The organism is Microbacterium sp. (genome assembly GCF_047607465.1).
Lineage (GTDB): Bacteria > Actinomycetota > Actinomycetes > Actinomycetales > Microbacteriaceae > Microbacterium.
The window spans coordinates 1-14,858 of record NZ_JASGCY010000018.1; the positions used below are offsets into that span (position 1 = coordinate 1).

A 14,858-nucleotide genomic window follows, 5' to 3' on the forward strand; every position below is an offset into this window, starting at 1 on the left:
ATGGCCCTGTAGCGCAGTTGGTTATCGTGCCGCCCTGACACGGCGGAGGTCGCGGGTTCAAGTCCCGTCAGGGTCGCTCTAAGCGACGGGCCTTCTTTCGGGAAGGCCTTTTCGTCTAGATGCGACAGGTTCGCCGGTCGCACGGCTCTGTAGCTCAGTTGGTAGAGCGCACGACTGAAAATCGTGAGGTCACGGGATCGACGCCCGTCGGAGCCACAAGGCTGATCATTACAATCAGCCCAGAAACCCTCGCCTAGCTTCTACATGGCGGGGGTTTTGCTTTGCCTCTCCCCGGTTCCCGAGCCTGTCGAAGCCCCCGGTTCCTGAGCGAGCGCAGCGAGACGAAGGACGCCCCCTCCCCCGGTGCCGACAGGTCGGAGGTCAAAGACGCATCCCAACAGAGCGCGGGGGATGCTCAATTGACCACGCACCGGCCGCAACCACATCGCCCACAACAGTAGCGAGAGCATGCACCAGTACCAGAAGGGGGGTGCAAGACTTCGTGCTCGTAACGTCGGCGCCAATGCCTCGTCCAGGCGACCTGCTCCAGGCTCACCCTCAACGTGGGCCGTTCATAGGCCGCAAGGTCTTACCCGACTTCTTCGCGAAGATCGAAGCGTTGGTCGATCCGGTGATCGGCTAACCCGTTAGCGAGCCGACACTCCAACCTTGCGGTGGAGTCAGTTGGAAGGTGAGCAGAACGCTCCAACTACAGTTGTCACTCGTTCCTCACGCTCCAACTGAATCGCGATTTCTGTTGTAGTTTAGATCGGTGGATGCAACTCGATTCGTAGATTCCGCGTTTGGTCGCGCGACGCGAGAGCCGGGCAAGAAAGATGCGTTCGTCTACTATCTCCCAAAGCCCATCCCTCGTCAGCTCGAGCTCTCGAGCACCGTTGTGGCCTCACTGTCGGAGGCGGATGCCGCCCTCGGTCACCTGCAGGGTCTCGGCATGCTCATCACCGACCCCAGTCTCCTCGTCGGTCCGTACCTTCGCCGGGAGGCGCTTGCCAGTTCCCGTATCGAAGGCACGCAAGCGTCGCTCTCGGATGTCTTTCAAGCCGAGGTGGACGCCGACGCGCGAAACGATGACACCGCCGAGGTACAGCGGTACCTCGAGGCGACCTGGCAGGCCTACGAACTTGCCGGAACGCTCCCGATCACGCAGCGGCTCATCCTCCGAGTCCACGAGACGCTGCTGACCGGCGTGCGCGGTGAAGAGAAGTCGCCCGGTGAGTTCCGGCGTTCCCCCGTGTGGGTCGGTCGCGCTGGAGCCACCCCCGACAACGCGACCTTCGTACCGCCCTTGCCCCAGCACCTCGGTGACCTCCTCGCAGACTGGGAGCGATTCGTCAACGACGATGGCCGCAGCCTCCCCGCGCTCGTTCAGGCGGCGCTGATGCACTACCAATTCGAAACGATCCACCCGTTCCTCGACGGCAACGGGAGGATCGGCCGACTGCTCATCAACCTCCTGCTCATGGAGCGTAAGCGCCTCCCGTTGCCCTTGCTCTACCTCTCGAACTACTTCGAGACACACCGCGAGGAATACTACGAGCGACTGCAGGCGGTGCGCGAGGACGCCGACATTGAAGGCTGGCTCCTCTTCTTCCTCGATGCCGTCCGCGCCCAGGCGGACGACGCCGTCGCACGTTCGAGACGCCTGATTTCCATCCGCGAGAGCTACCACTCGGAGGCGATCAAAGAACGCTCGAGCTTGCCGCGACTCGTTGACATCATCGTGCGCAACCCCTTCGTGACGGTAAAGTCCGTGCAGGATCAACTCGACCTGACAAATCAGGGCGCGCGAAACCTGATCAAGAACGCCGAAACACGTGGCTGGCTCCGATCGCTCGGAACTCACGGCCGCGGTGGGCGCGAGCGCTGGTACTCACCCGCGATCTTCGAGGTCATCGAGTTGCCTATGAGCTACACAGCGGAGTGATTCTGGGTCGGCACCGGGCCGGGCACCAGGCTGAAAATCGTGAGGTCACGGGATCGACGCCCGTCGGAGCCACAAGGACCGTCGTTACAACGGTCCCAGAAACCCTCGCCTAGCTTCTACATGGCGGGGGTTTGCTTTGCCCTGATGAGGGAGGGTTTTCGGGCCGGCCATCTGGGCCCCTGAGCCTGTCGGAGGGCTCGGTTCCTGAGCGAGCGCAGCGAGACGAAGGACGCCCCCTCGCGGTTCCTCGGAGACTTTGTGCCGGTTTGTGTCGGTAGCTCCACGAAGACGAAACCCCGGCGATGTGGCTGAGCCAGTGATCGTTCCGGGGTCTTCGACACCAGCCTACCCAGGGAGCAGAGACTCTCGGCGAGGAAACGGCGTCGCAGGTCGGACGCAATCTGTCCAGCAGCCTGCTGGACGATTCTCCAACGGGTCGTTGGAGAACTGGTCAACCCTCCGGGCGCAGGTCGAAGAACGCCCGGAGAAAGCCCTCGACGTCGTCACCGTGCTCGGCGCGCAGACCCTCGAGTAGAGTCGCAAGCTCCTCGCCCTTGAGCGTTGTTCCGGGAACTCGCGCCAGCTCACCACGCTCGGCGGCAAGGGCCAGCTCCTCGAACTCATCGTCAGAGTCGACCATCTCTGCTCCCTTGGCTTTCGAGACCGAACCTCGCAGGATACGCCTCGAAGAGCTCTCGTGCTATCGGGAAGAGGAGGGCTTGAGCACCTCGATCAGTTCGGAGTCGTTCGGAACGATCGCGATCCCGAACCATTCCGCCATCTCCGGCGACGCGGTTGCCACATTCCTGATCTGTCCCAGCAGCGCTCCGAGACGACGAATCTGCTCCAGCAAGAAGCGGCCTGTAGTCCGTTCTCTCGACCGTTATCTCGATCCCAACGACGAAACCCAGAGCCTTCTTGACGTCCGGTCGCAGTTGGTGCCGTTCTGGCGTTGGCGCCCGAGGCTCCAGTCGCAGTTGGTGTCGGTATCCAGGGCCGTTAGCGGCACGAAGTGCGACTGGAACGCAGGGGCGGCGGGCTGTGCGGCACGAATCGCGACGGGAACGGAACAAGCACATGCGGGACAGGATCAGGCGCCGCCGACGTTGAGACTGGTTCAACGAGAGCCGGATGCAACTCCTCGATCGGATACCGCACACCCATCGAGAAGGAGAACGAGTACTACCGTGAGAACAACCCACAGCACCAGCCGGCGCTAGGAGAACCCGCCCTCCACTGGGCCCGGGGCGATTCAGAGCGGCCCGGAATCCGCGCTCCTCTTCGCGTGTCAGCGATCAGGCGTGCTCACCGACCTGCTTCTGGCGGCGCACCGCGACACGGAGCACGACGGTCAACACGACGAAGGCGACGATCGTGATCGTGCCGGACGACGGCAGAGCAGCGCCGATCGAGGATCCGACGCCGACGATGAAGCTCGCGATCACCAGGCCGACGCCGATCCCCGTGCCGAGCACACCGAGTATCAGGCCGAAGGTCATGTAGCGGTTTTCGGTGGGCATTTCTGGCACCTTTCTCTCACTGCGCCCAGTAGCTGGGCGGGACCACACCGGCGACGCCGCCGTTGAGGTAGATGGCATTCACACTGCTCGTGTCCTTGCAGATCGTCAAGAATGCCGCGCCGAGCCCGAGGACTGCGCCGGCGACGCCAGCGGCAACGACGAAAGGATGCTAAGCCACCACGGCCCCGTAGATTGGGGCCGTGGACAGCCCCTTCCTCCTCGTCTCGGCCGGCATGATCGTCGCCGTCGTCGTCGCCTCGTTCCTCCTGCCGGGATGGATCCGCCGTCGCACCCAGAGGAGCGGAGAGCGGTCGGAGCGCACAGCCGCAGAAGCGCACACCGCGGCCGCCCTCGATGAGCTGGCCAAGACGCTGTCGATCGACGCTCCCCTCGCCACTGCGCGCGAGCTCGTCGAGCAGGTCATCGTGCAGCATCCGCGCATGTTCACCGTCCTCGGCGACGATCACTTCGGCATCCGCTTCGTGCACGCGGACGACGCCGTCGCGCGGCTCGCACCCGCCGCCGGTGGCGCACTGCTCAGCGTGACCAGGTCCCGCGAGCATCTGGGCGCACCGAAGGGCGCGGGGTTCTGGACCGAGCTGCTCGCGCACGTCTCCACGGCGGCGTCCTCGCGCGGCATCCGCACGTCTGAGGGACCTGCAGTGCGCTTCGAGCGCCACCCGGCGGACCCCTCGCTGTGGGTGGGCGCAGGCAGCGGACGCATCCCGCCGGCCGAGGACGAAGTGTGACTGCACAAGCACCGCCTGCGCGACTACTCTGGGAAGAGCGCGCCCGCGTGTAGCGGCGATCCCCCGCCCGTCCCCCCTGCGGCCTGCGCACTCCACACAGCCGGAGTGCGCCACGGCCCTGCCAGAAAGGCCGACCATGAGCGATTCCCCCGCCGAGAACGACTTCTTCGACAAGCTGATCGACGACTCCGTACGTGAGCAGCCCGGCGGCTTCACCGCAGCGTTCCGCGGGTACGACAAGGCCGAGGTCGACTCGGCGCTGAGCACCCTGCGCAACCAGCTCAAGCAGGCCCAGGCCGAGCTCGCCGACGCCGAGGCCCGCCACGAGGACGCGCTCGAGGCCCTCCGCGACGAGGAGCGCAGCGCCCGTGAGGCCGTCGAAGCCGACCTCCTCGCCGCCAAGGCGCAGGCCGCCGAGGCCGAAGAGCGCGTGCTGACCCTCACCAACGAGCTCGTCGACGCGCCGCGCCCCGAGGGCCAGGACGCACCGACCCGCGAGCAGTTCGAGGCGATCCTGCGGGTGGCCGAGGAGCAGGCGAACGTCCTCATCCAGAACGCCGCCGTGCAGGCAGACCGCCTCATGGATGCCGCGCGCGAAGAGGTCGCGACCCAGCGCGCCGAGGCCGAAGCGGACGCCGCGCGCATCATCTCGCAGGCGCAGCACGACGCCGATCAGATCCGCCTGAAGATCGACACCGAGTACACGGCGCACGAGGCGACGATCGAGCGCGAGGCCGCGCACGCCGCCGAGCGGGTGCACCAGGCCACCCAGGAGGCCACCGCGATCCGCACCGAGGCCGAGAAGGGCGCCGCCGCCCTGCGCGCGCTCGTCACCCGCGAGACGACGCAGTTGCGAGCGGATGCCGAACGCGAGGTGCGCGAGATGAACGCCCGCGTGCTCGAGTTCGAAGAGACCCTGACCCGCCGTCAGGACGACGCGCAGCAGGAGTTCCTCGTGCTGCACAACCAGGCCGTCTCGCACGCCGAGCGCATCACGAACGACGCGAACGAGCAGGTCGCCGCCTCCCTCGAGCACGCTCAGCGCATCTCGGCCAAAGCCGACGACTACGAGCGCCTGATGCGCACGCAGGCCGCGGCGATCGAGGCCGACGCCCAGGTGCGGGCGCGCGACACCCTCGAGCGCGCACGCCTCAAGGCCCAGAAGATCGTCGACTCGGTCACCGGTCACACCTCAACGGTGCTGCGCGACGCCGAGGATCACGCCCGCCAGCTGCGCTGGCAGCAGCAGCAGCTCGCCAGCTTCATGGCCGAGGTGCGCGAACTGATCCGCCCGGAGGGCGTCTTCAGCGCAGACGCGGCGGCCACCGACGCAGCAGCCGCGTCGGACGAAGCAGCAGTGCCCGTCGAGGATGCTGCCCCGGCGGAGAGCGCAGAGCCCGTTGAGACCGCAGAGCCCGAACCCATCGAGGCAGCCCCGAACGACGTGTTCCTGGGCGAGGAGGTCCTCGACGACGAGATCATCGACGACGACACCGCCACGATCGACGGAAAGATCACGATCGACGTCATCGAGGTGGAGAACTCCGACAACCGCTGATCCGCGGAGACGAGGAAGGGGTGCGAGCGATACGCTCGCACCCCTTCCTCGTCCCTGCCGGGACACGCCTTACGCGCGCCCGAACTGCGCGACGGCCGGGCAGTCGAACGGGTCGCGCGCGGCCAGGCCCACGCGGTTCAGGTAGTCGATGACGATCGCGTAGGAGCGCAGCAGGCTCGTCTCGGTGTACGGCACGCCGTGCGAGGAGCAGTAGTCGCGCACGATCTCCCGCGCCTTGGCCAGGTGCGGACGCGGCATGTTCGGGAACAGGTGGTGCTCGACCTGGTAGTTGAGCCCGCCCATGAGCCAGGTGGCCCACCAGCCGCCGGTGATGTTGCGCGAGGTGCGCACCTGCTTCGAGAAGAAGTCGAGGCGGGCGCCCGGGGCGATGATCGGCATGCCCTTGTGGTTCGGCGCGAACGAGGCCCCCATGTAGATCCCGAACACGGCCAGCTGCACGCCGACGAACGCGAACGCCATGCCGAGCGGCAGCAGGAGGAACACCGGCACGAGCACGACCGCGAGCCGCAGGGCGATGAGAGCCAGCTCGAACCAGCGCCCGGTGACCTTGCGTCCCGTCACGAGGTGCTTGATGCCGAGGTAGTGCAGGTTGAGCCCCTCCAGCGCGAGCAGCGGGAAGAAGAGCCATCCCTGGTAGCGCGTGAGCAGGCGGATCGGTCCGCGCGAGCGCGCGGCATCCGTCTCGAGGAACGAGATGGTGTCGACCTCGATGTCGGGGTCCTTGCCCACCTGGTTGGGATTGCCGTGGTGCCTGGTGTGCTTCGAGTCCCACCACGAGTAGCTGATGCCGACGACGCCGGCGGCGAGGATGCGGGCGAGGCGCAGGTTCGCCGGCCCCGACGAGAGGATCTGCCGGTGCGCCGCCTCGTGCGCGAGGAAGGCCGCCTGCGTGAAGATGATACCGAGAGCGCCGGCGATGAGGAGCTGGAACCAGCTGTCACCGAGAAGGATGAACCCGGTCACCGCGCCCCCGAACGCCACGGCGAGCGCGGCGCCGACGAGCACGTAGAACCAGCCGGTGCGCTGCAGCAGCCCCGTCTCGCGGACGACCTGGGACACCTGTTTGTAGGCGGCCGCCATGGGCGGGAACTCGGCGGTGCCCGAGTACGTCTGGCGGACGGGGCCGAGCACGTCGGCCTGGTGCATCTGCGAGAGGGAGATGATGCTCTCCTGTCGATCTGGAGCCCTCGAGCTGTGGAAGCCAAGGGCGGATGCCGTTCGCTGTTCACAGGCTACGGCGCAGTCCATGCCGGGTTCGGCATGCATCCGTCACTCCGCGGGCTTTGTTGCGGTTCGGGATCGAACCGGGCCGCGGATCACGCGGAGTGCGATGCTCGGAGCATGTTCCGTCGCAGCGCCGGCGCCGCAGCATCCGTCGCCCTTCTCGCCCTGACCGCGTGCTCGAGCGGGCCGCTGGTCACGACGCAGTCGTGCATCGACTGGGTGTATTTCGAGACGCCGGCGGCGGCCGTCGAAGAGGCGGATGCCGTCGCCATCGGCCGCCTCGGCGATGAGGTCGACCCGACGACGTACATGGGCATGCGCGCCTCACGCTGGAACGTCGAGGTCGACGAGTGGCAGAAGGGTGCGGGCGGCTCCGAGATCGTCGTCACCTCGCTGCCGCGCAGCTGCGGCGATGAGACAGAGTCGTTCGACGAGTTCCGGGACGCGGATGCCGTCGTGCTGTTCCTGCGCGACGACGCGGACGGCTGGCACGTGATCACGCCGCACCAGGGGCTCGTGCTGCCGGGGCCGGACGGCGGCATCCCGTCGGAGTGGCCAGCGGAGCAGGGCTGACGCGGATGCTGTCAGACGCGGGCGCGACGCGGACGGCGGCGCATCGCGCGCGGGGCGGTCACGGCGTCGCCGCGAAAGGGCTCGCGGCTCGCCTCGAGTGCGCGGAACGCCGCGTGCAGGTCTGCGAAGACGCCGATCTCGACGCCGCGGTGATCGCGCACCAGATGGGCGGAGCCGTCGGACTCGACGAATCCGGCGAACTCGCCGCCGCTCGTGGCGACGTGCACGTCGATGTCGGCCTGCTTCCAGGTCAAGGGGTCGTGGGTGTGGGTGGTCGTGCTCATGGTGATGCTCATCGCTTCGTGACGGGCGCGCTCGCGCACCGCAGTGTTCTGAGATCGAGGGCGGATTCCGCACGCGTCGGTGTGCGCGGTCCGTGATGGCCCTGATCAGTGGCGACGCGGCGGCCGAGAGTGGCGAAACGCACGCGCTGCACCGATGAGCCTAGCAGACCCGGGCGTTCACCGCTCCGCGGCCTCCCACACCCGACGCGGATGGGCCGACGACCCCGTGACGATCCAGCGCCCAGGAGCGGCTTCCGGGGCGGCGGCCGTCAGAGCCGGCCGAGCGTCGCTGGGCACGGCATCCGCCTCCCCGTCGCGCGCCGCATGCGCATCCGCACCCTCCCGCGCTTCGGCATCCGCCCAGGCCTCGCGGATGATGCGTCGCGGGTCGTACTGCCGGGGATCGAGGGTGCGCCAGTCGACGACCTTCGTCTCCTCGTCGAGGCGGTGCCTGGCCTGCGCCGCCCATCCGGTCGCTCGGCGCAGCGCGGAGGCGGCCAGCGCCGCGTACTCGGGAAGGCGGCGCGGACCGATGATGATCGCCGCGAGGAGCGCGACGACGAACAGCTTCTCGAACGCGAGACCGAACACGACTCAGCCCTCCTTGCGGGCGCGCGCCCGGTCGTGCCACCAGGCGATGAGCAGGGCCGCGCCGAAGAGCAGGGTCATCGGCACGGCGATGAGGAACATGGAAAGCACGTCGGCCGCGGGCGTCACCATCGCACTGAAGAGCACGATCACGACGACGACGATGCGCCAGCTGCGCGCGATCGTGCGGGCGGAGAGCACACCGAGCAGGTTCAGCACGACGATGAAGACCGGCATCGCGAAAGCGACGCCCGTGGCGAGCACGATCTTCAGCACGAAGTCGACGTAGTACGACGCCTGCAGGAGAGTGGTGTCCTCCGACGAGGCGAAGCCGGCGAGCAGTTCGACCATGTGCGGGAACAGCGCGAAGCCGGCGACGCATCCGGACGCGAACAGCGGCAGCGCGGCGGCGAGGAAGCCGAAGGTGTACTTCTTCTCGCGGCGGTTCAGCCCCGGGGCGAGGAAGGCGAGCAGCTCGTACATCCACACCGGGCTCGACAGGGCGATGCCGGTGAACAGGGCGATCTTGAGCTTGAGGTCGAAGGCCCCGGTGACGCTGTCGTAGTTCAGGCTCGCGGTGCGCGACTCGGCGAGCGCGGTGATCGGGGTCCGCAGCACCTCGAGCACCGTGTCGGACAGGACGTAGCCGAGCGCGATGCCGACCAGGAGTGCGATCGTCGCACGGACCGCGCGGGTGCGCGCCTCCTTGAGGTGCGACGACAGCGGCATCCTGGCCGGCATCGGCGTGCTCGGCGGGGCGAGCACTGTCATGGCCTACTCCGCGACCTTGACGACGGAGCGCGAGCGATCCGACTCGGCGGCAGGCGACCCGGCCTCCGCCGCGTCCGGAATGGGCGCGGCGGAGGCGCCGCCGGGAGCGGATGCCGGAGCGCGGGTGTTATCGACCGCCTCGGCGGGCTCGGCGGCCTCGGCGCGAAGGATGCGCATCGACTGTCCGACGCTCTTGGCCAGGGCCGGGAGCTTGGCTGCTCCGAAGATCAGCACGACGATCGCGAGGATGATGAGCGCGTGCCATCCGGTGAGGTTCTGAAGCATCTCTCTGTCCTTTCGAAGTGGTGTTTCTCAACGGGCGGGCGGGGTTCCGCCGCCGGGGCCGCCTTCGCCGCCGGGATCTCCTGACCCGCCGGGGCCGCCTTCGCCACCGGAGGGCGCGGCTCCCCCCGACGGTGTCGTGGTCGTGTCGATGCGGACGACGAGGCTCGCCGTGTATCCGCTCGTCGCGTCTCCGGTGATCGTCGCCAGCTGCGAAGCCCCGGAGTCGTCGCCAAAGACGTTGTCGCTGGCGAGCGTGACCTGCGCGAGGTTCTGCGCCGAGCCGTCGTACGCCGACAGCGCGTACACGGTGTTGCTGGAGTCTTCGGGCATCGCCATCTGAGACGTCGCGATCGCGTTGGTCGAGTCCGTGATCGAGTCGACGTCTGGGTACACCTCGAAGTGGATGTGGGGCCAGCGACCCGAGTAGCACCCAGGATAGATCGAGGTGAACGAGACCTTGCCGTCGGCATCCGCCACCTGGACGCCCCGCAGGTAGGTGACATCCTCGAGCCCCTCGGAGTACATCGAGTACTCGCCCTGGGCCGTGCAGTGCCAGGCGTAGACGGCGACACCCTCGAACGGCGCATCGTCGTTCGCCATGTCGAGCACCTGGAACTCGATGGTCAGCGGCACGCCATCGGCGGTCGCGGAGCCGTCGATCGAGGTGGTGATGTCCTGCCGGACGATGCCCGACTGCTCGAGCACGTCCGGCCCGTTCGATCCGTCGCCGGGGTAGGGACCCGCCGTCTCGTCGGGGATCTCCCCCGTCGAGGTGGTCGAGCCCGTCGTAGCGCCGGAGTCGGTCGATCCATCGGATCCGGTCGTTGCGGAGCCCGCCGCCGACGTGGAGTCCGTCGATGTCGTGGGGGCGCAGGCGGCGAGGACGACGGCGCCGACGCCGAGACCGGCGATGCCGAGGACCCCGCGCCGGCTGATGAGGGTGCCGATGTCGAAGGAGGCGCCCTGGTCGACGACCTCCTCGTCGGGGTGGTCGAGCAGGCGGCCCTCGTACATCGGGCCCTCTGGTGTCTGAGTCGGCTCAGGAATGCGGCTCATGATCTGGCTCCTCTCGGGGTACAGCTGGTGTGATGACACCATCGTGACGCAGGAATCGATCGGAACCCTTGGCTTCACCTATGCAGTTTCTATGAGACTTGGGCGCGGCGTCCTGGGAGGCCTATTTCGTTAAGACCCCGGAAATACCTTCCGTTAACCTGCCGTATGGGATAAGGTGAACAACGTCTGCAGTTCCTGTAGCAAACCCCGCCGTGTGGGACGGCGGAGGAGAGTCGTGGCGTGGGGTCACGAACTCAGCAGGACCCGAGGGGTCGGGTCGCAGACATGACACCGTGAGCGTGGGGTTCGCGGTCTGGGGAACAACTGGGGAAACTATGTCGCACTGGGGATTTCTGCGTACATTCACGGCCTGCGAGGCCTCGGCATGAGCGCCGTCGACGATGCACTGAACATCGCTCGACCGGGGTCGCTTTTCTCGCCGATCGCCGCGCCTCGGGTCATCAAGCCGGTGCCGCGCATGGTCGTCACACCGCGCGTCTCCGCCACGCTCGAACGACGCCGCCTCTGGGAGCGTCGCTACCGCATGCGCCTGCGGATCACGGATGCCGCTGTCATCCTGTTCGCCGTCGCCGTCACCGCATCGGTCCAGATGATGGCCGGCGTTGCGGGCGTAGAGGCCCTGCGCGATGGCAGCGTGCTGGGTGCGGTCTGGTATCTGACGCTCAGCGCGCTGCACACGCGCGATGCCGCGCTCTTCCACGCGAGCGCCACCGAGTACCGCGGCGTCGCGAACGCCAGCGCACTCGCCTTCGGTCTGATCGCAATGGTCAGCGTGCTGCTGGTGTGGGGGCACATGCAGCTGGTCGTGCTCGTCGGTCTGCCGCTCGGGCTGTTCACGCTGCTCGTCACGCGGTGGATGTGGCGCAACTGGCTGGGCACGCAGCGTGCGCAAGGACGATTCACCTCGCGCACGCTCGTGGTCGGCAACAAGGACGACGTCGATTACGTCGTGCGCACTCTGCACCCGATCGGCGCCTCCGGCTACCAGGTCGTCGGAGCCACGCTCCTCGACGGCAACGCCCGTGACGTCGAGGCGGGCGACGCACGATTCCCGGTCCTGGGCAACGTCAACACCGTCGCGGCGGTCGCCAGTCAGCTCGGTGCCGACACGATCATCGTGGCGAGCCACCCCGAGGGCGACCCCGAGTTCATCAAGCGTCTCGGCTGGCAGCTCGAAGGCACCGCCGCGGAGCTCGTGCTCTCCAGCCGTCTGACCGATATCGCAGGTCCCCGCGTCTCGTTCGCTCCGGTCGAGGGGCTGCCGCTCATCCAGGTCGAGATCCCGACCTACGAGGGCGCTCGCCACGGGTTCAAGCGCGTCCTCGACGTGGTCGTCTCCGCGCTCGCGATGATCCCGATCGGACTGATCGCGATGCCGGTGATCGCCCTGCTGATCAAGCTCGACGACGGCGGACCCGTCTTCTTCCGCCAGACCCGCATCGGCCGTGACGGCCAGGAGTTCGGCATCCTCAAGTTCCGCACCATGCGCACCGACGCCGAGCAGCAGCTCGCGAAGCTGCAGGAGCAGAACGAAGGCAGCGGTCTGCTCTTCAAGATGAAGAACGACCCGCGCATCACCCGCATCGGGGTCGTCCTGCGCCGCTACTCGCTCGACGAGCTGCCGCAGTTCTGGAACGTGCTCACCGGCGACATGAGCGTGGTCGGTCCCCGCCCGCCGCTGCCAAGCGAGGTCACCGCCTACGACGGCACCGTGTTCCGACGCCTGTACATCAAGCCGGGCATCACCGGCCTCTGGCAGGTCTCCGGCCGCAGCGACCTCTCCTGGGACGAGAGCGTGCGCCTCGACCTGCGCTACGTCGAGAACTGGTCTGTCATGAACGATCTGCAGATCATGTGGCGGACGGCCAAGGTCATGGTTCGGCCGAGCGGTGCATACTAGTCACAGAACGCTGAGGTTCGGTCCGCCGGGGAGTGGCGGAGTCACCGGACCGCATTCAGTGAGACAGGCGTGAAGGCGCCTGAAACGAGGGGAACATTCATCGTGCCGTCAACCGTGCGAATACTTGGCACCCACGGCGTTCCGGCCGCCTACGGCGGCTTCGAGACCGCAGCGGAGAACGTCGGGCTGTACCTGCGCGATCAGGGATGGAACGTGATCGTCTACTGTCAGCTCGCCGGCGAAGGTCCCACGACCACCGACGAGTGGAACGGGCTGCAGCGCGTCCTCGTGCACGAGCCGCGCGAAGGATGGAAGGGCACGTCGGCCTTCGATCTGACCACTGTCCGCCACGCGATGCGCGAGCACGAGGACGGCGACGTCTGGCTCACGTTCGGATACAACACGGGAGTCTTCGACGTCATCCCCCGGATACGTCGCATCCCGAACGTCATCAACATGGACGGCATGGAGTGGACGCGCAAGCGCTGGGGGGTCCTCAAGCAGGGCATCCTCCTCGCGAACGAGCGGCTCGCGGGGTGGGTCGGAGACGTGCTGATCGCCGACCATCCGGTGATCGCGACCTACCTGCGCCGGCACTTCGGCCGGCGCCGGGTGCAGACGATCACCTACGGCGCCCACGAGGTGCTCGAGGCCCCGACGGCACCCGTGGAAGAGCTGGGGCTCGAGCCCGGGCGCTACGCCATGGTCGTGTGCCGTCCGATCCCCGAGAACTCGGTCCTCGAGATCGTGCAGGCGTGGTCGGCCGCCGAGCGCGGCATGCCGCTCGTCGTCGTGGGCCCGTATGGGGACGACGATCCCTATCACGTCGCCGTCCGCGCGGCGGCGTCGGAGGAGGTCATGTTCCCCGGCGCCATCTTCGAGCCCGAGCGGGTGCAGTCGCTGCGCTTCCATTCCGCCGTCTACCTGCACGGGCACACGGTCGGCGGGACCAACCCGTCGCTCGTCGAGGCCATGGCCGCCGGCAACGCGGTGATCGCCAACGACAATCCGTACAACACCTGGGTCGCAGGACCCGACAACGCCTACTTCACCGGAGCCGACGATCTCGCCGGCCTGCTCGACGATGTGCTCTCCGATGACAGCAGAAGGCGGCGCATGGGCGCCGCGAGCCGTGAGCGGTTCCGTGAGGAGTTCACGTGGACCAAGATCGGCGCCGAGTACGAAGACGCGCTCCGCACCGCCCTCGCGCGGCGCGGACATGCTCAGCAGGAGACAGGGGTCAAGGCATGATCGATGTGGCAGTGGTGGGTCTGGGGAAGATGGGTCTGTCGCACCTGTCGATGATCAAGGCGCATCCCGACGTGAATCTCGTCGGCGTATGCGATGCGACGGGCTATCTGCTCGACATCCTCGCGAAGTACACCGGGGTCAAGACCTACAAGGACCTCACGAAGATGCTCGATGAGGCGCGCCCGCAGGCGATCATCATCGCGACGCCGACCCATCTGCACGCGGGGATGATCCGCGGAGCGCTGGAGCGCGGCATCCACGTGTTCTGCGAGAAGCCCCTCGTGATCGATCCCGCCGACAGCGTGACGCTCACGGCGCTCGCCGCGGAGAAGGGTCTCGTGACCCAGGTCGGCTATCACAACAGGTTCGTCGGAGCCTTCCGCGAGGTGAAGCGGCTTCTCGAGCTCGACGCCATCGGCACCGTGAACACCGCGCTGGCGGAGGCATACGGCCCCGTGGTGCTCAAACCCGCCGGACGCACCTGGCGCAGCGAGCGCGCGACCGGCGGCGGCTGCCTCTACGACTACGCGGCGCATCCGCTCAATCTCCTGACCTGGTACCTCGGCACCCCCGAGTCCGTGAGCGGCAGCCAGCTGACCAGCATCTTCTCGGCGCAGATCGACGATGCCGTCGCCAGCACGCTGCACTATCCGGACGGAACGGCGCAGATCATCTCGAACTGGTCGGACGAGTCCCAGCGGAAGATGACCACCAAGATCACCCTGTGGGGGACGAACGGCCGGATCTACGCAGACCGCCAGGAGATCCACGTGTACCTGCGCGACACCGCCACCATCCCGGACGGGTACCAGGTGGGGTGGAACGTCCGCTACACGACCGAACTCACCGAGGCTCCGTGGTTCTACCTGCGCGGCGAGGAGTACAGCGCGCAGCTGGACTCCTTCGTGCAGCGCGTGCAGAGCGGCGACCTCACCGGGACCAACGACTTCGCATCCGCGGCGGTCACCGACAGGGTGATCTCGATGATCAGCGAGGACGCGCTGCGCGAGGACTCCCGTCTGACGGCTGACGCCGCATCCGACCTCGCCGTCCAGACGGCACCGAAGGGGCGCATCGCTGCAGCGCTGAGCGCCCTGCGTGGAGGGAAATGA

At 67.4% G+C, this 14,858-nt stretch carries 16 protein-coding genes and 2 tRNA genes; 9 read left to right on the forward strand and 9 right to left on the reverse strand.

Annotation, left to right across the window (positions count from 1 at the left end; all coding sequences use genetic code 11):
- The first annotated feature begins 2 nt into the window (after positions 1-2).
- The 3 genes from QM568_RS01935 to QM568_RS01945 all read left to right on the forward strand — a co-directional run bounded on the left by QM568_RS01935 (position 3) and on the right by QM568_RS01945 (position 1,945).
- Positions 3-76: transfer RNA gene (locus QM568_RS01935), tRNA-Val, on the forward strand.
- Between the two features lie 67 nt (positions 77-143).
- Positions 144-216 (forward strand) — tRNA-Phe (locus QM568_RS01940).
- Positions 217-898: 682 nt separating this feature from the next.
- The gene (locus QM568_RS01945; protein WP_415135270.1) at positions 899-1,945 is read left to right on the forward strand and encodes a Fic family protein; all 1,047 of its coding nucleotides are present in this window, start codon (positions 899-901) and stop codon (positions 1,943-1,945) included.
- A gap of 451 nt (positions 1,946-2,396) precedes the next feature.
- On the opposite strand, the gene QM568_RS01950 is transcribed toward QM568_RS01945, so the two are convergent.
- From QM568_RS01950 to QM568_RS01960, 3 genes are all read right to left on the reverse strand, one after another.
- Positions 2,397-2,585: a hypothetical protein gene (locus QM568_RS01950; protein WP_415135272.1), complete on the reverse strand. Its 189-nt coding sequence runs from the start codon at positions 2,583-2,585 to the stop codon at positions 2,397-2,399.
- Positions 2,586-2,645: 60 nt separating this feature from the next.
- Positions 2,646-2,798: a hypothetical protein gene (locus QM568_RS01955; RefSeq protein ID WP_415135274.1), complete on the reverse strand. Its 153-nt coding sequence runs from the start codon at positions 2,796-2,798 to the stop codon at positions 2,646-2,648.
- Positions 2,799-3,240: 442 nt separating this feature from the next.
- Complete coding sequence (locus tag QM568_RS01960) at positions 3,241-3,465, reverse strand: hypothetical protein (protein WP_415135276.1); 225 nt, start codon at positions 3,463-3,465, stop codon at positions 3,241-3,243.
- A 200-nt stretch (positions 3,466-3,665) separates the two neighbouring features.
- Between QM568_RS01960 and QM568_RS01965 the strand changes: the two genes are divergently transcribed.
- Positions 3,666-4,214, forward strand: coding sequence for a hypothetical protein (locus QM568_RS01965; RefSeq protein ID WP_415135278.1), 549 nt, complete (start codon positions 3,666-3,668; stop codon positions 4,212-4,214).
- 136 nt (positions 4,215-4,350) lie between these two features.
- Positions 4,351-5,772: a cell division initiation protein gene (locus QM568_RS01970; protein ID WP_415135280.1), complete on the forward strand. Its 1,422-nt coding sequence runs from the start codon at positions 4,351-4,353 to the stop codon at positions 5,770-5,772.
- A 69-nt stretch (positions 5,773-5,841) separates the two neighbouring features.
- On the opposite strand, the gene QM568_RS01975 is transcribed toward QM568_RS01970, so the two are convergent.
- A complete protein-coding gene (locus tag QM568_RS01975) occupies positions 5,842-6,939 on the reverse strand; it encodes a fatty acid desaturase family protein (protein ID WP_415135282.1) in 1,098 nt (365 codons plus the stop codon).
- Positions 6,940-7,134: 195 nt separating this feature from the next.
- Here QM568_RS01975 and QM568_RS01980 point away from each other — a divergent pair, with 195 nt between their 5' ends.
- Positions 7,135-7,590 (forward strand): hypothetical protein, encoded by a 456-nt coding sequence (locus QM568_RS01980; RefSeq protein WP_415135284.1) that lies wholly within the window; start codon positions 7,135-7,137, stop codon positions 7,588-7,590.
- 11 nt (positions 7,591-7,601) lie between these two features.
- On the opposite strand, the gene QM568_RS01985 is transcribed toward QM568_RS01980, so the two are convergent.
- The 5 genes from QM568_RS01985 to QM568_RS02005 all read right to left on the reverse strand — a co-directional run bounded on the left by QM568_RS01985 (position 7,602) and on the right by QM568_RS02005 (position 10,574).
- Positions 7,602-7,874 (reverse strand): hypothetical protein, encoded by a 273-nt coding sequence (locus QM568_RS01985; protein WP_415135286.1) that lies wholly within the window; start codon positions 7,872-7,874, stop codon positions 7,602-7,604.
- Positions 7,875-8,051: 177 nt separating this feature from the next.
- On the reverse strand, positions 8,052-8,465 hold the full coding sequence (locus QM568_RS01990) for a Sec-independent protein translocase TatB (RefSeq protein ID WP_415135288.1): 414 nt from the start codon (positions 8,463-8,465) through the stop codon (positions 8,052-8,054).
- A gap of 3 nt (positions 8,466-8,468) precedes the next feature.
- Positions 8,469-9,233, reverse strand: coding sequence for a twin-arginine translocase subunit TatC (tatC, locus tag QM568_RS01995; RefSeq protein ID WP_415135290.1), 765 nt, complete (start codon positions 9,231-9,233; stop codon positions 8,469-8,471).
- Positions 9,234-9,236: 3 nt separating this feature from the next.
- Positions 9,237-9,518, reverse strand: coding sequence for a twin-arginine translocase TatA/TatE family subunit (locus tag QM568_RS02000; RefSeq protein ID WP_415135292.1), 282 nt, complete (start codon positions 9,516-9,518; stop codon positions 9,237-9,239).
- 27 nt (positions 9,519-9,545) lie between these two features.
- Positions 9,546-10,574: an intradiol ring-cleavage dioxygenase gene (locus QM568_RS02005; RefSeq protein WP_415135294.1), complete on the reverse strand. Its 1,029-nt coding sequence runs from the start codon at positions 10,572-10,574 to the stop codon at positions 9,546-9,548.
- Between the two features lie 385 nt (positions 10,575-10,959).
- Between QM568_RS02005 and QM568_RS02010 the strand changes: the two genes are divergently transcribed.
- The 3 genes from QM568_RS02010 (at position 10,960) to QM568_RS02020 (ending at position 14,858) form a co-directional block, all read left to right on the forward strand.
- Positions 10,960-12,495: a sugar transferase gene (locus QM568_RS02010; RefSeq protein ID WP_415135296.1), complete on the forward strand. Its 1,536-nt coding sequence runs from the start codon at positions 10,960-10,962 to the stop codon at positions 12,493-12,495.
- A 69-nt stretch (positions 12,496-12,564) separates the two neighbouring features.
- Entirely contained in the window at positions 12,565-13,746 is a 1,182-nt protein-coding gene (locus QM568_RS02015; protein WP_415135298.1) for a DUF1972 domain-containing protein, read from the forward strand.
- The gene (locus tag QM568_RS02020; protein WP_415135300.1) at positions 13,743-14,858 is read left to right on the forward strand and encodes a Gfo/Idh/MocA family protein; all 1,116 of its coding nucleotides are present in this window, start codon (positions 13,743-13,745) and stop codon (positions 14,856-14,858) included. Before QM568_RS02015 ends, QM568_RS02020 begins: the two co-directional genes overlap by 4 nt.